This window comes from Ruegeria sp. CDSA193, from assembly GCF_059611885.1.
On record NZ_JBXWPN010000011.1, the window covers coordinates 72,212 to 89,559 of the forward strand.

Consider the following 17,348-nt stretch of genomic DNA (forward strand, 5'->3'; position numbering starts at 1 on the left):
ACTTAAAACTGTCTTGAATTCCTCACTGCGGTAATGCTGCCCCGGCACGGCGCAGAATCAGTTGCAGGTGTTTGAAACTGTTGCTGATTCCGTCCGGCTCGGCCTTGCCGAAAAAGGCATCAAGCTCGTCATGAACCCGGACTGCCTGATCCAATAGCGGGTCTGCCCCTTCGGCATAAAGCCCGGCTTTGATCATAACCTCGGATTGCTCGTAACTGCCAACCAGCTTGCGGGTTTCCGAGATCATCCGGTTTTCCGCCTCGGAGGCAGCCCCCGGCAGGCTGCGTGAAACCGACCGGCTAAGGTCAATGGCGGGGAAACGGCCGCGCTCGGCGATTCCGCGGCTCAGGACGATATGCCCGTCCAGGACGCCACGCAGAATGTCCGCTATCGGTTCATCCATGTCCGAGCCCGCAACCAGAACGCTGAAAACTGCTGTGATATCACCCTGATCAGCCGTGCCCGGCCCGGTTCGTTCGCAAAGACCAGCGATCAAGGGCGTGACCGAAGGTGGGAACCCGCGCAAAGAGGGGGCCTCACCCATCGCAACAGCGATTTCGCGGTGCGCCTCGGCAAAGCGGGTGACCGAATCAGCCAGAAACAGGACGTTCAGCCCCTGATCCCGCAGGAATTCCGCGACTGAAAGTGCCGACCATGCACAGCGCCTGCGGGCCAGCGCAGACTGATCCGAGGTTGCCGCCACAACCACAGATCGTGCCAACCCCTTGGCTCCAAGCGCATGTTCAACGAACTCATTGACCTCACGACCCCGTTCGCCGACCAGAGCGACCACAACCGCGTCTGCCTGCATCGACCGCGCCAGCGTGGCCAACAGGGTCGACTTGCCGACCCCTGACCCGGCGAACAGGCCGATACGCTGCCCCTGCACCACAGGTAACATGGTGTTCATAATGCTCAGCCCGGTTTCCATCCGTGCGCCCAGCGGTTTGCGGACAACGGCAGGTGGCGGATTTTGCAGGATATCTCTTTCCTGAGTGCCCGACAGCAACGGCTTGCCGTCCAGCGGTTTGCCGAAGGGATCAATGACCCGGCCCAGCCAGTGCAGTCCGGGGGAAAATGCCGGTGTCTGATTTAGAATCACCCGATCACCCAAGCAAACCCCATCGGGTGCAGCGGCGGGTAACATGTGGATCAGATCCGATTCGACATGCAGAACTTCACCCGCCAGATCCGGGCCGCTGCGCCGCCGCAGGGTCAGGTTGTCGCCGATGCGGGCAACGTACTCCAACCCCTCTATTTCTATGACGCCGCGCCCAACACTGGCCACGCGGCCCATATGGCGCATGGCAGACAGACGGTCGAATTCGCATTTCAGAAGCATCGGGTCGAGATTGGTCATCGTGGGTTCTCCAACGGGTTTCTGAAAACGGTTTCTAAAGGAATCGGGGTTAAGCCTTGATTGAAATTGATCGAGGGAGAAGCCCCGATGTTCTCTGACCTGAACGTCTTTAAGACAGCGTACGCAATGGCAACCCATGCCGGGCAACGGCAGTCTGTCATTGCGCGAAACATGGCAAATGCGGATACGCCGGGTTATCAGCCCCGCGATATCGAGACCTTTCAGAAAGCTTTCGAAAGTTCCGGGCGTGAGGTTGCGATGACCGCCACGCGGGCCAGGCATCTGAACGGCGCCGCCGCAGCCCAACCCTGGGCCGAGTTCGATGCCGCACCCTCGGGCGATCCCAACGGAAATGGTGTTTCTCTTGAGGAAGAAATGCTCAAAGCGGTCGAGGTCAAGCGTCAACATGACCGCGCGTTGGCGATCTATAAATCCTCGATTGGCATCCTGCGTACCAGCCTTGGTCGCGGGTGAGGAGGGCTGAGAGATGAGCGATTTTTCCCATTCCCTTTCCGCCTCGGCCAGCGCCCTGCGCGCGCAGGCGGCCCGTTTGCGGCACGTCTCCGAAAACATCTCGAATGCGGATACGCCGGGATATCGGCGCAAAACCGTGCCGTTTGAAGCGGTCAGCAAAGATGGTGCGCAAATGGTCGAGACCGGGCGCGTTAAGCTTGATCGTCGCGACCTGTCGCGCATCTATGACCCCGGCCATGCGTTGGCCGATGAGACCGGCCATTATCGCGGGTCCAATGTCGATTTGATGATCGAAATCGCTGACGCGCGTGAAGCGCAGCGCAGCTACGAAGCCAATCTCAAGATGTTCGACCAGACACGACAAATGTCGTCGAGCCTTATGGAACTTCTCAGAAAATAAAGGACACCAGAATGGATATCCGATCCCTGACCGCCGCGCAGAGCTATGCCGTAGCGCGGCCCGCTACGCAGCCCGACCCCGACCTTGCCGGAATGGCACAGGGGTTGCGCTCAACCTTTCAGGACTTTGCCGCAACATTGAAACAGTCCGAGCAGATGTCCGGCGCAGCGATGACCGGCCAAGCCGATCCGCACGCGCTGGTTCAGGCGTTGGCGCAGACCGAACTGGCCGTCGAAACCGCCGTCATCGTGCGCAACAAAGTGGTCGAGGCCTATCAGGAAATCCTGCGGATGCCGGTCTGATCGATGCTCAGCGAAGGTCTCTATTATGACATCGTCCGCCAGGCATTGTGGGTTGCGGTGATCACATCCGTCCCGATCCTGGCGGTGGCACTGGTCTCGGGTCTGGTTGTGGGTCTGTTCCAGGCGCTGACCTCGGTGCAGGAAATGACGCTGACCTTCGTGCCAAAGCTGATCGCCATCGTGATCGTTTTCTGGATTTCGATGGGGTTCATGACCCAGACGCTGGTGACGTTCTTCACCTCAACCCTCATCCCACTGATCGCCGGAGGCCGCTGATGGATACCTCATATACCACCTTATCCCGCCAATCGGGGCTGATGAATGAAATGCGGCTGGTGGCGAATAATATCGCCAACGCCAATACCACGGGGTACCGCCAGCAGGGCTTGGTGTTTTCCGAGTTCGTGAAAGCCTCGCCGGGCAATCCGTCCTTGTCCATGGCGCGGGCAGAGGCACGCAATACCTCGTTGCAACAAGGCGTTCTGACCGAAACCGGCGGGCAATTTGATTTCGCCATCGAAGGCAACGGGTTCTTCTTGATCGAAACCCCCAGCGGCAACCGGCTGACACGGGCGGGTGCGTTTTCACCCAGTGCCGAGGGTGATCTGGTTACCATGGATGGGTACCGGGTTCTGGACAGCAATGGCGCTCCTGTTTTCATTCCGCCGGATGCCGCTTCGATTGATGTCGGCAGCGACGGTACGCTCAGTATAGAAGGGCAGGTTCTGGGACAGATCGGTGTCTACCGCGTTGCTGATCCCACTAGCCTGGTGCGCGAGGGCAGAACGCAATTTCGGTCAGATGCAGCGATTGAACCCGTGGAGGAGCCGGTCATTGTGCACCGATTCCTCGAAGGATCGAACGTGAACGCGATCGAACAGGTCACCCGGATGATCGAAATCCAGCGCGCCTATGAGTTGGGGCAGAGCTTTCTTGAAACCGAAGACGAACGTGTGCGTGGGGCGCTTAAGGCGCTGATGCGCTGATTTGATAACGGAGGAATTGATATGCGGGCACTGAAAATCGCAGCGACAGGCATGACCGCTCAGCAGATGCGGGTTGAGACGATCTCGAACAACCTGGCGAATATGAATACCACAGGCTACAACGCGCGCCGCGCTGAGTTTGCAGACCTGCACTATCAACAAATGGCGCGCGCGGGGACGGTGAATGCCAATGACGGCACCGTCTTGCCCACAGGTATCCAACTGGGTCTGGGGGTGCGCCCGGCTGCGGTCACCGCGCAGCTGGCACAGGGTGCGTTGGCGGCCACTGGCAGCGATTTGGATGTCGCAATCGAAGGGCGCGGCTATCTTGAGGTGACGTTGCCCAGCGGTCAGTCTGGCTTTACCCGTGACGGCAGCCTGAAACGCTCGGCCGAAGGGTTGATCGTCACTTCAGATGGCTTCGCTGTCGCGCCAGAGATCACAATCCCAGACGATGCAAGGTCGATCTCGATCAATGCATCGGGTGAGGTTTACGCCTATTTCGATGATACCGCCGAAGGACAGTTGCTCGGTGAATTCACCCTGGCCAGTTTTTCCAATGCCAAGGGGCTGGAGGCGATCGGCAGCAACCTGTTCAAAGAAACCGAAGCCTCGGGCGCGCCTGTCATCGGCACTCCGGGTGAGGGCGGGATGGGCACCCTGCGTCAGGGATATCTCGAGGACAGCTCGGTCGATGCCGTGCGCGAAGTCACCGAACTGATCGAGGCCCAGCGGGGATATGAGATGAACGCCAAGGTCATCTCGGCCGTCGATCAGATGATGGGCGCAACAACGCAGGTGCGGTGATGCGCGCCCTATTCATAGCACTGGTGACGATCAGCCCGCTTTGTGCCTTGGCTGAGATCGTGGTGCCGATCCGGACCATACGCGCCAAAGAGGTGATCTCGGCCGCCGATCTTGAGATCAAAGATCAGGTTGTCCCCGGAGCGGTCACAAACCCCGATGATCTGATCGGTCAGGAAGCACGCGTCGCGCTTTACTCCGGACGCCCCGTTCGCGCAGCAGATGTCGGGCCGCCCGCGCTGGTGGACCGCAATGATCTGGTGGTTCTGGTCTTTGACCGTCGTCCCCTTTCGATCACGGCCGAAGGCCGTGCCCTTGGGCGCGGGGCTGTCGGCGATCGTATTCGGGTCATGAATCTGTCGTCACGTACAACTGTTGTTGGCTTTATCCGGCCTAACGGTCAAATCGAGGTAAAATGATGTTCGGAAAACTAAAACTGTTGATGATGGCATGTCTGGCTCTGACCGCCTGTGGTCGACTGGATCATTTGGGAAAACCGCCAAGTTTCACACCCGCGGACGAGTCTGCTGAACATGTTGCCATGCTGTGGCCGGGTTTGCCGTTGCACACGCAGCCACAGCGCAATGTTGATCGGTCCTCGCTATGGAGCGGTGGCCAACAATCGCTTTTGGGAGATCAGCGCGCAATCAAAAAAGGCGATATTCTGACGGTTGTCATCGAGTTGGACGAGAAAGCCGAGATATCCAACGACACAAATCGCTCACGCAGCGGGTCAGAAAGCCTTGAGGTTCCCGACCTGTTCGGCCTGCCGCAGCGGGCGCTGGAACGGCTGCCCGACGGGGCGACGCTGGACGAAGCTGTTGGGATCGACTCATCATCGGTTAGTAAGGGCAAGGGCTCGGTCAAGCGTAAGGAAAAGCTGACACTCAGAGTCGCCGCAACCGTCATCGACGCCTTGCCGAATGGTGTGCTGGCCATATCGGGCTCGCAGGAGCTGCGCGTGAATTTCGAACTCCGAGAGCTATTGGTCACGGGATATGTGAGGCCACAGGATATCTCGCGGAAAAATGAAATCACCTATGACAAGATTGCTTCGGCGCGCGTGTCTTATGGTGGCCGCGGTCAGATCATGGATGTGCAGCAGCCCCGTTACGGCCAGCAGGTCCTTGATACAGTTTTGCCGTTCTGAGGTCGTATAACAATGAAAAATCTAATTCCTATATTGTTTCTGCTTGTTGGCCTGGGCGGTGGAATTGGTGCGGGAATTGCCATGTCTCCTTCTGGAAAAACCAAAGATGGTGACATGGATAAATCCGCTGCCGCCGAACCCAAGAAAGCCAAGGAGAAGGCCACTAAGACCAAGTCGGACAAAAAGGATGCGTCCAGCAAGTATGAATATCTGAAGATGACGAAACAGTTTGTGATCCCGGTCGTGAAGTCCGACCGGATTGCCGCGTTGGTCACAATGTCGCTGAGCCTGGAAACCAAACCCGGCGTTGCTGAAACGATTTATGAGTTTGAGCCAAAGTTGAGAGATGGGTTTCTGCAGGTTCTGTTCGATCACGCAAATACCGGTGGTTTCAACGGCAACTTTACGGAATCCGACAATCTGGATTTGGTCCGAAAGGCTTTGCTGCAGGTCGCCAAGAAGGATTTGGGTGATGACGTGCTGCAAGTCCTGATCATGAGTGTTAACCGTCAGGATACTTGAAGCCTGTTTCGGCCCGCTTATTGCCGCGATCGCTTTTTCATAAGCATGTCTCGGCGGGCCTTTTGTTGTTCTTCAATCAGCTGTCCTAGGGCCTGTTTGCGTCCGAACGCTTTCCGCAAGGCTTGCATCTTGGTTAGCTTTTGCGCTCGGACGCGCGCGAGGTCTGTATTGAGTTTTCGTCGGGTTGCCTCTTCCCATCCACGCCACAGAACATCAGTGCCGGTGACCTGATATCCATCAGCTTGGCCGCTGTTTTGTAGGGTCTGCTGAAGCTGTGCGTCCAATCGGCTCAGTTTTTGCAAAATCTCGGCCTCGGCTTCGATATATGGGCGCAAGGTCTGTTGCTCTTTTTGGAAGGCCGCGTCGGATAAACGCTTCAGATCGGTAAGTCCGGTAAACCGCATCAAATTCTGTCCTTCGCGCGCTTGCGCATGGCTTCGGCAAAGCGAATGGCCGCAGCGACAGGGCGATAGTGTTCGGGGGCGATCTCATTCCCGATTTCGACGGTCGCATGAAGGGCCCGTGCGGTGGGGGGATCCGAGTGGATCGGAACCCCGGCCTCGGCGGCCGAGGCGCGGATGGCGGCGGCAATCTGGTCGACACCTTTCGCCACGCATGTCGGTGCGGAGCCGGCCGTCCGCTGCCATTTGAGAGCCACCGCATAATGGGTCGGGTTCACGATGACTACATCCGCAGTTGGGACATCCGCCATCATCTGATTTGCCGCAATTTCCTGCGCGCGCTGGCGGCGCTGTTGTTTGACATGCGGGTCGCCTTCGGCGTCTTTGGTCTCGTCCTGAATTTCTTTGCGGGACATCCGGTTTTTGCGCATATGTTCGGAGTATTGCCACATATAGTCGACGACTCCGATGGCCAGTGCGATGGTGACGACGATGAAGAGGAACCGGAATAAAAGATTCATCATCAAGACGATCGACGATTGCGGCGGCGCAGCGCTGGCGGTCAGAATCTCGGGCAGGTTGGCGCGCAGAAACATTAACAGGCAGACGCAGTAGATCAGCAGCTTCGCAAAGCTTTTGGCAAATTCGAACAGACCGCCGCGCCCGAATTTGTTCTTGGCGTTGGAGAGGATCGAAATTCGAGACAGCTTGGGCTGCAGCTTGCTGGGGGCAAAAACCAGGGCCTTTTGGGCGATCAGGCTTAGCAAAACCGCAGTGGCGGGAAGAACAAATATCGTTGCCATTGAGATTGCGGCCTTGCCCAGCATCCCACCCACCAGGCTGTCAGCCGGGCCAGCCGTCAACATGGTGCCGATCTTGTCGGATTGGTCGATCAGAACGACAAACAATGTTCCCAGATGCTGAACACCAATCTTGCCTGCCAAAAGCAAACCTATGAGCAGCCCGACATAAGCCGCGACAACAGACAAGTCGTTTGACTTGGCGACCTCACCCTTTTCCCGTGCTTTCAGAAGCTTTTGCGGCGTCGGGTCGTATGACTTGTCGCTGTCGTCGTCCTGTCCGCTCATCTCGGATCTTTCAGCGGGTTCTGCATGAAATCAAACAGGGCATCGGACCAGACCGACAGGATCAGAGGCGCACCGGCGAACAGCAGGAACAGCCCCGCAAACGTGATGGCCGGGGCACCGATAAATGCCACCATCAGCTGTGGCATGGCGCGGTTGATGACACCAAGCGCAAGGTTGTAGATCAAAGAGGCAATCACAAAAGGTATCGCCAGTGCGAATGCCAGGCTGAAACTGTACGAGACCCGTTCCACGCCCCATTGCGACAAATCCGGCGCTGCAGGTGTGGTTCCGGTGGGAAACAGATCGTAGCTGTGGACCAGGAACTCTGCCAAGCGGATGTGCAGGCCAAGCAATACGGCAAGGGTCAACCCGGCCAATGTCAGCAGATAGCCCATGGCCGGAACCGGATCAGCCGCTGCCCCGCCCAGAATTTGCGAGAGTGACGTTGCCTGTGCGGCGATGGACCCTGCCGTCTGCAGGGTCAGAACAAAGATGCGCAGCGCCATCCCCAGCGCCATTCCGACAAGAGTTTCGGTGGTGATCAGCTGGACCATGGACAGGAATTCGGGATCGAATTCCTTTGTCGGCACTGCCGGTGCCACGATCAACGTAAAGGCAACGGCAGTGCCAAGTTTGACACGGGTGGGGATGCTGCGTTCCCCGAATGCGGGCATCAAGGATACCATTGCCGAAACGCGTAGGAAAACACCAAAGAAATGCCAGGCCCCAGAGCCCAGGTGCGACAAGAGTTCGGGTGGGAGGGCGATCATGCGGGTACCGTGCCTACAAGTGCGGGCCGCGCCTCGAGCCCGATTTCCTCAAATGACAGGACCGGATTGGACACGCCGCGCGCATGCATGATCGTACGCAGCAGCCTGCGGCGCCGGGTCGAGGTCACGACCGCGGGAAAGATGCCATGGTCAGCAGAATGTGAGACACTGTCCACCACGCCGTCTGCAAGCTTGTTGAACAGGTTCGGCGGCAGGGCGACATCCAGCCCGGCATTGGGCGCATCGACCTGATAGGTGGCAAATGTGTCTTCCCATTCCGGTGCCAGCTGGATCAGCGGGATCGACCCGTCTTCGCGTTTCATGTCAGCCACAAGCTGGAACCCAAGTCGCTGCCGCACCAGTTCGCAAATCCCCTCGGGTTGGGTGGTGGTCAGGCGCGCCTCGGCGATGCTTTCGAGGATAAGCGCCAGATTGCGTATCGAAACCCGTTCGTCCAGCAAAAGGCGCAGGACTGCGTGAAGCGTGTCGATTGGAACCTTGTCGGGGATCAACTCGTCCAGCAGTTTCCTGTTTGCCTCGGCCCGGACCGGGTCGCTGAGCCGGGCCATTTCTGATAGCAGCCTGCGTAGCGCCTTCAGCGTCAACAGACGCGAGAAGTTCTGTTTGATGATTTCCAGCAGATGCGTGGCCAGTATTTCCGGGGGTGAGACAATCGTAGCGCCGCTCATTGCTGCGGCCTCTTGATCCTTGGGCAGGATCCAACGTGCAGGCGCACCATAGACGGGTTCGGTGACATCCCTCCCCTCGGGCAAAAGATCGTGCCCGTCCTGAACAAGCGCCAAGATCAGATCGGGGTTCAGGGCACCGCGGGCCTGTTCCACGCCGTGCACCTTGATCACATATGTCCCCATCGGCAGCTCGGCCCGATCGGTCAGACGGATATCGGGCAGGATCAATCCAAAGGTCGAGGCGACATAGGTCCGCATATTCGCAATGCGTGCATCCAGTCCGGTGCCCTGGTTCAGGACCATGCTGACCAGATCCGGTGCGAATTCCAGGTGAACATCATCGAGGTCGAGAATATCGCCAATCGCTTGTGATACCGCTTCGTCTGCCTCGGTCGACGCGGTTTGTGCCGGAGTTTCTCGCTGGTGCTGTTTTCGGTGCACCGCATAGGCGGCGTAGCCCAAAACGCAGGCCCCTAGAATAAAGGGCAGAAACGGCAGACCCGGAACCAGGGCGAACAGCACCATCAGACCGGCAACAGTGCCCAGCGCGGCCGGGTGGCGCCCCAGTTGCGATAAGATGGCGGTGTCAGTTGCGCCCTGCGTGCCACCACGTGCCAGAAGCAAAGCGGAGGCGATCGAGATGATCACAGCCGGTATCTGCGAGACTAAGCCATCGCCAACAGTCAGGATGGCGTAGGTTTCGAACGCCGATGACACCGGCATCCCATGCACGATCACGCCCATGACCAGACCCATGACCAGATTCAGCAGGGTGATCAAAAGCCCGGCAACCGCGTCTCCTTTGACGAATTTCGACGCCCCGTCGAGCGAGCCAAAAAAGGTGGTTTCCTGTTGTTCCCGTTCGCGCCGTTCCTTGGCCTCTTGATGATCGATGGCGCCCGCGGACATATCGCTGTCGATGGCCAGCTGTTTCCCCGGCATCCCATCCAGGGCAAATCGCGCACCAACTTCGGCCATGCGGGCCGCGCCTTTGTTGATGACCATAAAGTTCACGATCAACAGGACGCCGAACACGACAAGGCCCAGGAATATGCTGCCGCCCATGACGAAGCTTGCGAACCCCTCAATCACGTTACCAGCGGCATTGGGGCCGGTGTGCCCCTGACCGATGATCAGCTTGGTTGATGAGACGTTCAACGACAGCCGGAGCATCAATGACCCCAGAAGGATGGTCGGGAAGGAAGAGAAATCCAGCGGCCGCTCGATAAACAGGGTCAGCGTGAAAATCAGGATTGCCAGGGCAAAGGATGTGGCCAGCCCGACATCCAGAACCCAGGACGGCATGGGCAGGATCATCATGACGATGACGGTCATCAGCGCAAGCGCCAGCAATACGGTCGGAGAAAACAGGGAACGGACGTCAAGTCTGGGCACGTAATTCTCCTAGTTGAAGATGATAAAGGCTGTTTGGGTGTCCGATGCGGGCATCAAAGAGCCCATCGCACCGGTCGGAAACTGGGTCGTTAGCACCGGAAACAGCGGTGTGGCGGATTGTGTGAAAGGGTCACGCGACATGCGTGCGGTTTGCACTGCCGGGGCCGGATCAAGCTGCGCGTGAACATTCTTGTATCGGCTGGAATAGGCTTTTGCCAAAGCCGGGGTTCGCGAGTGGTAGGCACCTGCCGCTGCCGACCATGACCCAAGTTCGGCGTAAAGCTGTTTCAGAAACTGCGCCGCGTAGCTGGCGTTAGTCTCGGGGTCGAACATGGCATCGATCGACTGAAAGGCCTGCCCGTGCCAGCGATAGTTGATTTGAAAGCACCCGATATCAAAGCTGCGCTTTCCGGCTTGGAAAATATCCGCGACATAGGCTTTAGCCTCCAGCTCAGATTGGAACCAATGGCCGCGCCCTTCGACATTGATTGCCCATGGCCAAGGCTCAAGTCGGCCTTTGATCGCGCGGCCAGTTTCAACCCGCGTTATGGCACGCAAAACATCAAGCGGTATGTCTTGGGCGAGGGCCGCGCGGCGGGCGGCCTGATCACATGTCTGAGACATCCGGGCCTCCGCGCCCGCAAAGCTCTGACGCGCTGCCAGAAGCAACGCAACACATGCTATGACAATGAATAGGCGATTTGGCATTCTGCCGGTCCGGGATTCTGATCAATCCGGGCCACGCTAGCCTTGCCTTGGTTTACAGAGGGTTATCAGTCAATCAGATTCGATCAATCCGCCGGCCAAAAACAACGCTCGTATTGGTGCGCAGAACACCGGGGATTCGTGCCAGATCATCAACGAGAATATCCAGATCCTCGATCCTTGGCGCGTCAGCGGTCAACAGCAGGTCAAAGTCACCGTTGATCGAAAGACAGAGTTTAACCTCGGGATAGGCCTCGAGCCGCTTGATGATACGGGTGGTTTCCTTCTGTTGGACCTCGAGCAGAACGACAACCTGGACGCGGGGGGCATCTTCGGGGCTGTTCAGGATCACGGAATAGCCGGCAATGATGCCGCGTTCTTCCATCCGGCTGATGCGTTCATGCACGGTTGTCCGGGCAACGCCCAGTTTTGCCGCGATTTTTGTGGTCGACTCGCGGGCATTATGTTGCAGGACTGAGATGATGCGGCGGTCAAGCTGATCCATTGGCGCTCCGGTGCGGGTCTGGTTTTTCCGGTTTAGGGCAAAACGGCAGCAGGGCTCAAGGCTCACGCGGGATACGGGGGTGCAGGTCGTCTATTATGACGGGATGAGCATGCGGTGGCGGGCCGGCCATGTGCGGGTGGTCACGCGGCAGGTCAGGATGGTCGTGGATCACCGAATGCAGATCAGAACGCGGCCAAAGGGTGACCGCACCGATAATACCCAGAAAGGACATCGCCGCCATAAAGCTCAGGGCGGTTGTGGCCCCAAACAGGGTCATCAGCCCGCCTGCCAGAGGATACAGCACCAGCCAACAGCAATGAGACAGCGTGAATTGGGCCGCAAAGACGGCGGGGTGGTCTTCGGGATGGGCCGAGCGGGTCAGCAGGCGGCCAGACGGCGTCAGCGTGGTGGAATAGCCAAAGCCAGCTAGGGCCCACAAAACGATCAACAGACCCAAAGACAGCGGGGTTGTCGCAAATATCGCGGCGGCTCCGGCCATGGTGACGCAGCACAGAAGGGCGCCGGCCAACATGACCTTTCGATCCTCGATCCGGTCCAGCATCCGGGGCAGGATAAAAGCGGCAAGCATAGAGCCGCCACCAAAACCGGCCAGCGCAGCGGCAACGGCGCTTTCCGACAGCCCCAGATCTGATCGCACGATGACCACAGTGTTGACGATCACCATTGAGCTGAGTGCTGCCGCGCTCCAACTCAGGGCAAGAAGGCCCCGCAGCCGGGGTGTGTTCAAATAGATGCGTATGCCACGTGTTGTCCGTTCGTATATCCCGCGCGGCTTACTTGGTTTGGGTGATGGCAAAGCCACCGACACCACCAGCAGCGCCGAAGCGATAAATCCCAGGGCGGTGCCCCAGAACAGGCTGTTGAAGCTGACCAACAACAACAGGGCTGCGGCGAATACGGGGCTTAGCAGGCTCTCCAGATCATATGCCATCCGCGATAGGGACAGGGCGCGGGTGTATTCGCGCTCATCTGTCAGTACATCGGGGATTGTAGCCTGAAATGCAGGGGTAAATCCGGCCGAGGCGGATTGCAGCACGAAAATCAGGACATAGACCTGCCAGACCTCGGTCACAAAAGGCAGACACAGCGCGACAGCCGCACGGATCAGGTCAAGCACCACCAACATCTTGCGCCGGTCCAGCCGCTCGGCAAACGCGGCTGCCAATGGCGCAACCGTGACATAGGCCACCATTTTGATGGTCATCGCGGTGCCCAACACCAGCCCGGCCGCATCCCCTGCAAGTTCAAAGGCCAACAGACCCAGCGCGACCGTGGCCAGCCCAGTGCCCGTCAGGGCTACGATCTGCGCGGCCAACAGGTGGCGATAGGTCCGGTTTCTAAGAACGCTTAACATTGATTGATATCTGCCGCAGTCTAAAGGCTCTGTCACCCCAAACCTTCGTTTAGGTCTTGACCAACTGTGACAGCGGCAACCGGCTGGCGTACAGGGATGGCGTTGAGTTTAGGGAATAAAGCGCCTATCTCGGTGGCGATACCGCGCAAAGGAATACTCGGGTGGCTAACTATTTGTACAAAAACGACCTGCCGGACGGGTTGGATATGGGGCCGGTGGTGGCCATTGACTGTGAAACCATGGGTCTAAACCCGCATCGCGACCGCCTCTGCGTGATCCAGATGTCGGGCGGTGATGGCAATTCGCATATCGTTCAGGTCGAAAAGGGCCAGACCGAGGCACCGAACTTGCGTGCCATGCTGGAAAACCCGGATGTGCTGAAACTGTTCCATTTTGGTCGTTTCGACATTGCCGCGATGTATCACGCCTTTGGTGCGTTAGCCGCGCCAGTCTATTGCACCAAGATCGCCAGCCGTCTGGTGCGCACCTATACCGACCGGCACGGGCTGAAAAACCTGTGCAGTGAGCTGATCGGCGTCGATATTTCGAAACAACAACAGATGAGCGACTGGGGCGCCGAAACATTGAGCGAGGCGCAGCTGGACTATGCCGCCTCGGATGTTCTGTATCTGCACCGCCTGCGGGAGGAGTTGAACAAGCGCCTGGCGCGAGAGGGCCGGGCCGAGATGGCGCAGGCCTGTTTTGACTTCTTGCCGATGCGTGCGAAACTCGATCTCGCCGGATGGCCAGAAACGGATATTTTTGCGCACTCATGACTGATACCGAAGCATTTCTGAGAACCGCCCGTCAGGTGGTGACAGACGAGGCCCGCGCGCTGGAGGTACTGGCCGACGGTCTGGATGAACATTTTGCCCAAGCGGTTCAGCTGATTTTGCAGGCCTCGGGCCGCATCATCATCAGCGGCATCGGCAAGTCGGGTCATATCGGGCACAAGATCGCGGCCACGCTGGCCAGCACCGGTACACCGGCCTATTTCGTGCACCCGGCCGAGGCCAGCCATGGCGATCTGGGCATGGTTTCAAAAGGCGATGTGGTTCTGGCCATCTCGAATTCGGGCGAAGCGCCAGAGCTTGCCAACCTGCTGGCTTTTACCCGCCGCTTTGGCATTCCACTGATTGGCCTGTCCAGCAAGCCGGAAAGCACGCTGATGAAACAGGCAGACGTGCATCTTTTGATCCCGTCACTGGGCGAGGCCTGCGGCTATGGCATGGTGCCTTCGATCTCCACGACGTTGACTTTGGCCATGGGCGACGCGCTAGCGATAGCGTTGATGAAGTATCGCAACTTCAAACCCGAAGATTTCCGTGCCTTTCATCCCGGTGGAAAACTAGGTGCACAGCTGAGCACGGTGCAGGATCTGATGCACAAGGGCGATGCGTTGCCGCTGGTTTCGGTCGGAACACCTATGAGCGATGCGCTGATCGAGATCAGCCGCAAGGGCTTTGGCGTTGCCGGGGTTACCGATCCGCAAGGTCAGGTGGTGGGCATCATCACCGATGGCGATCTGCGGCGTCATATGGAGGGCTTGCTGGGCAAAACGGCCGAGCAGGTGATGACGCAGAACCCAACAACCATCCCGCCCGGCGCGTTGGCCGAAGAGGCGGTGGCCATCATGAATGACCGCAAGATCACCTCTTTGTTTGTGGTCGAGGAGGGTAGTGATCGCCAGGCCTTGGGCGTGCTGCATATCCACGATTGCCTGCGCGTTGGTTTGGGGTAGAGGGGCGTTCGATGGACGGACATTCCCGGATGGTGCAATTTCTGAAGGTGTTGCTGCCTTTGGCAGCCATTGTGCTGCTGTCGACGGTTTTCCTGCTGTCACGCAGCATCGAAACCAGCGTGTCCGTTCCGTTTACCCAAAAAGACATAGATGAACGTCTGGCCGACCAAGTGGTGACCCAACCCCATTATCTTGGAACAACCAGAAAAGGCGAGGAAGTTCAAATTCAGGCGGCCCAAGCGACCCAGGGGCGCGAAGGGTCATTGCCCACGACTGCCGAATTTAGAGGGCGGTTGGGATTGTTGAATGGCGGCGTCATAACGATGGATTCAAATTCCGGTATGATCCGCCCGGACAAGAATTCCGCAACGTTTGTTGGGGACGTCCTGATAACGACGACAGACGGAATTCAGGTCAGAACTGATCTTCTGAATACCTCTCTGGATGAAATCCGCGGCGACACTCCGGGTCAGGTCGATGGCACCGGCATCATCGGAGATTTTTCCGCGGGACGCATGACATTTGGAACCGAAAAAAAGGATGGGCCGGTCCATATTCTTTTTACAGATGGTGTTAAGCTGGTATACGAGCCTGAAAAAACAGAAAGATAAGCCGTGATTGATTTGCGATTTGCTGTTGTTAGTTTTGCGCTGATGGTCGGTGCCTTTTCGGCGTCGGCACAGGAAACGCAGGTCGCCTTCGGGTCAGCCAAGGCGGATCCAAGCCAGCCGGTCGAGGTCACCTCGGAATCCCTAAACGTCAATCAAGAAGACGGCACGGCCGAGTTTATCGGTAACGTCCTGATCGTGCAGGGTGAGATGCGCCTGACCGCCGAGCGGGTCCTGGTCATCTACAACGCCGACAGGTCCGGAATCGAGCGGATGGAGGCGACAAATGATGTGGTTCTTGTCAGCCCGCCTGATGCAGCCGAAGGCGACTGGGCCGAATACACAATCGACTCGGGCGAAATCGTGATGCGCGGGAATGTGCTTTTGACGCAAGGCCCCAGCGTTATCAGCGGCGATCAGATGAATGCCAATCTGACGACCGGAACGGCAAAGATGACTGGCCGCGTCAAAACCATTCTGAATCCGGATAGCAACTGATGGAGCGTCCGAATTTGTCTGTGGCCGAAGGCGGTTCCGGCCTCAGGATCGAGAAACTGCGGAAATCATACCGTAAGAAGACCGTGATACGCGAAGTCTCGATGACGTTGGGCCGGTCCGAGGTGGTTGCCTTGTTGGGCCCGAACGGATCAGGCAAGACCACAACGTTCTACTCGGTCGCCGGGCTTGTCTTTCCAGAAGCTGGCACTGTGACCATTGACGGCCAAAACGTGACGACCCTGCCGATGTATAGGCGCGCGCGGCTTGGGATCGGATATCTGCCACAAGAGATGTCGATTTTCCGCGGGATGAGTGTCGAGGACAACATTGCCGCCGTTCTGGACATCACCGTGAAGCACAGCCATCGCAGGAAAGAGCGGCTGGAAGAGCTGTTGTCCGATTTTTCGATCGAACATCTGCGCCGCGCCCCGGCATTGGCATTGTCCGGTGGCGAGCGTCGCCGTGTCGAAATTGCCCGTTGTCTTGCGGCTGATCCGAAATATCTGTTGCTGGACGAGCCATTTGCTGGCGTAGACCCGATCAGCGTCGGCGATATCCGCCATCTGGTAGCGGACCTGAAAAAGCGCGGCATCGGCGTGCTGATCACTGACCATAACGTGCGCGAAACACTGGAAATCGTGGACCGGGCCTATATCCTGCATGATGGTCAGGTGCTGATGTCGGGCACGCCGGATGAAGTCGTCGAGAACGAAAATGTCCGCCGGGTCTATTTGGGCGAAAACTTCCGTATTTCATAGGCTTGCGCGGAATTGCGCCCAGCGCATGGCTGAAATCACGTATATACACGCCTGTTTTGATTGACTCTGCCGCCGTCTCTTGCCTCAATTGGGTTATGGCATTTCTTCAGTTCCAGTCGGGATCGCGGTGCACCTTTGCTAAGGGGTACTTTTCTCAGCAACTGCGGAATATGCCGATATCCCCCACCCGATAAAAACACGTGCGCTGCGTAACGCAGCGTCAAAATGGGTGTGAATTGTGAAGGAGATCACATGCGTTACCAAATTAGCGGAAAACAGATCGACATCGGCGAGGCACTGCAGACCCATGTGCAGACCGAGCTAGGGGAGGTTGTTGGAAAATATGCCCAGCGCCCGACCGACGCCAATGTCGTCTTTTCCCGTTCTGCGCATGAGTATGTTTGCGAAGCCACCGTGCATCTTTCGACCGGCCTGACTGCGCAGGCCAAGGCCCACGCTATCGAAATCTACGCAGCATTCGAGGCCTGCTGTGACAAGATGGAAACGCAGTTGCGCCGGTATAAGCGCCGCCTCAAGGACCATCACAAGGACCGATCCGAGCCGGTTGAACTCTTTGGTGCTTCCTCTTATATCCTCGCCTCTGACGAATCAGAGTCGGCTGATGAACCTGAAACGCTGCAGCCGATGATCGTGGCTGAGATGGAAACCAAGATCCCATCGTTGAGTGTTGGTGAAGCCGTAATGCAGATGGAACTAGCCGGCGCCCCGGTGCTGGTGTTCCGTAATGAAAACAAGGACGGATTGAATGTCGTGTATCGCCGTGAGGACGGCAACATTGGCTGGATTGATCCGTAAC

The 17,348-nt window shown here is 57.9% G+C and carries 23 protein-coding genes; 15 read left to right on the top strand and 8 right to left on the bottom strand.

The features are described 5' to 3' along the window. Positions 1–22 precede the first annotated feature (22 nt). Positions 23–1,360 (bottom strand): FliI/YscN family ATPase, encoded by a 1,338-nt coding sequence (locus tag AC2FLG_RS18485; protein ID WP_496707465.1) that lies wholly within the window; start codon positions 1,358–1,360, stop codon positions 23–25. 87 nt (positions 1,361–1,447) lie between these two features. Between AC2FLG_RS18485 and AC2FLG_RS18490 the strand changes: the two genes are divergently transcribed. The 9 genes from AC2FLG_RS18490 to AC2FLG_RS18530 are packed head-to-tail and all read left to right on the top strand — an operon-like array spanning position 1,448 to position 5,998. After that, a complete protein-coding gene (locus AC2FLG_RS18490; protein WP_496707467.1) occupies positions 1,448–1,834 on the top strand; it encodes a FlgB family protein in 387 nt (128 codons plus the stop codon). A gap of 13 nt (positions 1,835–1,847) precedes the next feature. Continuing rightward, positions 1,848–2,234, top strand: a complete 387-nt coding sequence (gene flgC / locus AC2FLG_RS18495) for a flagellar basal body rod protein FlgC (protein ID WP_281973567.1) — start codon at positions 1,848–1,850, stop codon at positions 2,232–2,234. 11 nt (positions 2,235–2,245) lie between these two features. Next, positions 2,246–2,536: a flagellar hook-basal body complex protein FliE gene (fliE, locus tag AC2FLG_RS18500; protein WP_142638325.1), complete on the top strand. Its 291-nt coding sequence runs from the start codon at positions 2,246–2,248 to the stop codon at positions 2,534–2,536. Between the two features lie 3 nt (positions 2,537–2,539). Further along, the gene (locus AC2FLG_RS18505; RefSeq protein WP_142638323.1) at positions 2,540–2,812 is read left to right on the top strand and encodes a flagellar biosynthetic protein FliQ; all 273 of its coding nucleotides are present in this window, start codon (positions 2,540–2,542) and stop codon (positions 2,810–2,812) included. Beyond that, positions 2,812–3,522, top strand: a complete 711-nt coding sequence (locus tag AC2FLG_RS18510) for a flagellar hook-basal body complex protein (protein ID WP_496707469.1) — start codon at positions 2,812–2,814, stop codon at positions 3,520–3,522. The genes AC2FLG_RS18505 and AC2FLG_RS18510 overlap by 1 nt, the downstream gene beginning before the upstream one ends. Before the next feature lie 21 nt (positions 3,523–3,543). Next, the gene (flgG, locus tag AC2FLG_RS18515) at positions 3,544–4,329 is read left to right on the top strand and encodes a flagellar basal-body rod protein FlgG (RefSeq protein ID WP_496707470.1); all 786 of its coding nucleotides are present in this window, start codon (positions 3,544–3,546) and stop codon (positions 4,327–4,329) included. Beyond that, on the top strand, positions 4,329–4,745 hold the full coding sequence (gene flgA, locus AC2FLG_RS18520; RefSeq protein WP_496707472.1) for a flagellar basal body P-ring formation chaperone FlgA: 417 nt from the start codon (positions 4,329–4,331) through the stop codon (positions 4,743–4,745). Before flgG ends, flgA begins: the two co-directional genes overlap by 1 nt. Then, on the top strand, positions 4,745–5,476 hold the full coding sequence (gene flgH, locus AC2FLG_RS18525) for a flagellar basal body L-ring protein FlgH (RefSeq protein WP_416383935.1): 732 nt from the start codon (positions 4,745–4,747) through the stop codon (positions 5,474–5,476). Before flgA ends, flgH begins: the two co-directional genes overlap by 1 nt. Before the next feature lie 12 nt (positions 5,477–5,488). Then, positions 5,489–5,998, top strand: coding sequence for a flagellar basal body-associated protein FliL (locus AC2FLG_RS18530; protein WP_496703080.1), 510 nt, complete (start codon positions 5,489–5,491; stop codon positions 5,996–5,998). Between the two features lie 17 nt (positions 5,999–6,015). On the opposite strand, the gene AC2FLG_RS18535 is transcribed toward AC2FLG_RS18530, so the two are convergent. From AC2FLG_RS18535 to AC2FLG_RS18565, 7 genes are all read right to left on the bottom strand, one after another. After that, positions 6,016–6,402: a hypothetical protein gene (locus AC2FLG_RS18535; protein WP_496703765.1), complete on the bottom strand. Its 387-nt coding sequence runs from the start codon at positions 6,400–6,402 to the stop codon at positions 6,016–6,018. Continuing rightward, on the bottom strand, positions 6,402–7,487 hold the full coding sequence (gene flhB, locus AC2FLG_RS18540) for a flagellar type III secretion system protein FlhB (protein WP_496707474.1): 1,086 nt from the start codon (positions 7,485–7,487) through the stop codon (positions 6,402–6,404). Before flhB ends, AC2FLG_RS18535 begins: the two co-directional genes overlap by 1 nt. Continuing rightward, positions 7,484–8,257, bottom strand: a complete 774-nt coding sequence (locus tag AC2FLG_RS18545) for a flagellar biosynthetic protein FliR (RefSeq protein ID WP_496707475.1) — start codon at positions 8,255–8,257, stop codon at positions 7,484–7,486. The genes flhB and AC2FLG_RS18545 overlap by 4 nt, the downstream gene beginning before the upstream one ends. Further along, complete coding sequence (flhA, locus tag AC2FLG_RS18550) at positions 8,254–10,281, bottom strand: flagellar biosynthesis protein FlhA (protein WP_496707543.1); 2,028 nt, start codon at positions 10,279–10,281, stop codon at positions 8,254–8,256. The genes AC2FLG_RS18545 and flhA overlap by 4 nt, the downstream gene beginning before the upstream one ends. A gap of 69 nt (positions 10,282–10,350) precedes the next feature. Continuing rightward, positions 10,351–11,049 (bottom strand): transglycosylase SLT domain-containing protein, encoded by a 699-nt coding sequence (locus AC2FLG_RS18555; protein WP_496707476.1) that lies wholly within the window; start codon positions 11,047–11,049, stop codon positions 10,351–10,353. Positions 11,050–11,122: 73 nt separating this feature from the next. Continuing rightward, positions 11,123–11,551: an Lrp/AsnC family transcriptional regulator gene (locus AC2FLG_RS18560; RefSeq protein ID WP_142638301.1), complete on the bottom strand. Its 429-nt coding sequence runs from the start codon at positions 11,549–11,551 to the stop codon at positions 11,123–11,125. Between the two features lie 55 nt (positions 11,552–11,606). Then, positions 11,607–12,926, bottom strand: coding sequence for an MFS transporter (locus AC2FLG_RS18565; RefSeq protein ID WP_496707477.1), 1,320 nt, complete (start codon positions 12,924–12,926; stop codon positions 11,607–11,609). Positions 12,927–13,087: 161 nt separating this feature from the next. On the opposite strand from AC2FLG_RS18565, the gene AC2FLG_RS18570 reads away from it, so the two are divergent. The 6 genes from AC2FLG_RS18570 to hpf all read left to right on the top strand — a co-directional run bounded on the left by AC2FLG_RS18570 (position 13,088) and on the right by hpf (position 17,347). Continuing rightward, positions 13,088–13,702 (top strand): ribonuclease D, encoded by a 615-nt coding sequence (locus AC2FLG_RS18570; protein WP_496707479.1) that lies wholly within the window; start codon positions 13,088–13,090, stop codon positions 13,700–13,702. After that, complete coding sequence (locus tag AC2FLG_RS18575) at positions 13,699–14,667, top strand: KpsF/GutQ family sugar-phosphate isomerase (RefSeq protein WP_281973575.1); 969 nt, start codon at positions 13,699–13,701, stop codon at positions 14,665–14,667. The genes AC2FLG_RS18570 and AC2FLG_RS18575 overlap by 4 nt, the downstream gene beginning before the upstream one ends. 11 nt (positions 14,668–14,678) lie before the next feature. Beyond that, positions 14,679–15,278 carry an LPS export ABC transporter periplasmic protein LptC gene (locus AC2FLG_RS18580; protein ID WP_142638293.1) on the top strand — a complete coding sequence of 200 codons (600 nt, stop codon included), beginning with the start codon at positions 14,679–14,681 and terminating at the stop codon, positions 15,276–15,278. Between the two features lie 42 nt (positions 15,279–15,320). Further along, positions 15,321–15,773 (top strand): LptA/OstA family protein, encoded by a 453-nt coding sequence (locus AC2FLG_RS18585; protein ID WP_142638458.1) that lies wholly within the window; start codon positions 15,321–15,323, stop codon positions 15,771–15,773. Beyond that, on the top strand, positions 15,773–16,531 hold the full coding sequence (gene lptB, locus AC2FLG_RS18590; RefSeq protein WP_142638291.1) for an LPS export ABC transporter ATP-binding protein: 759 nt from the start codon (positions 15,773–15,775) through the stop codon (positions 16,529–16,531). Before AC2FLG_RS18585 ends, lptB begins: the two co-directional genes overlap by 1 nt. 252 nt (positions 16,532–16,783) lie before the next feature. Further along, entirely contained in the window at positions 16,784–17,347 is a 564-nt protein-coding gene (gene hpf, locus AC2FLG_RS18595) for a ribosome hibernation-promoting factor, HPF/YfiA family (protein WP_271950796.1), read from the top strand. Position 17,348: the final 1 nt, after the last annotated feature.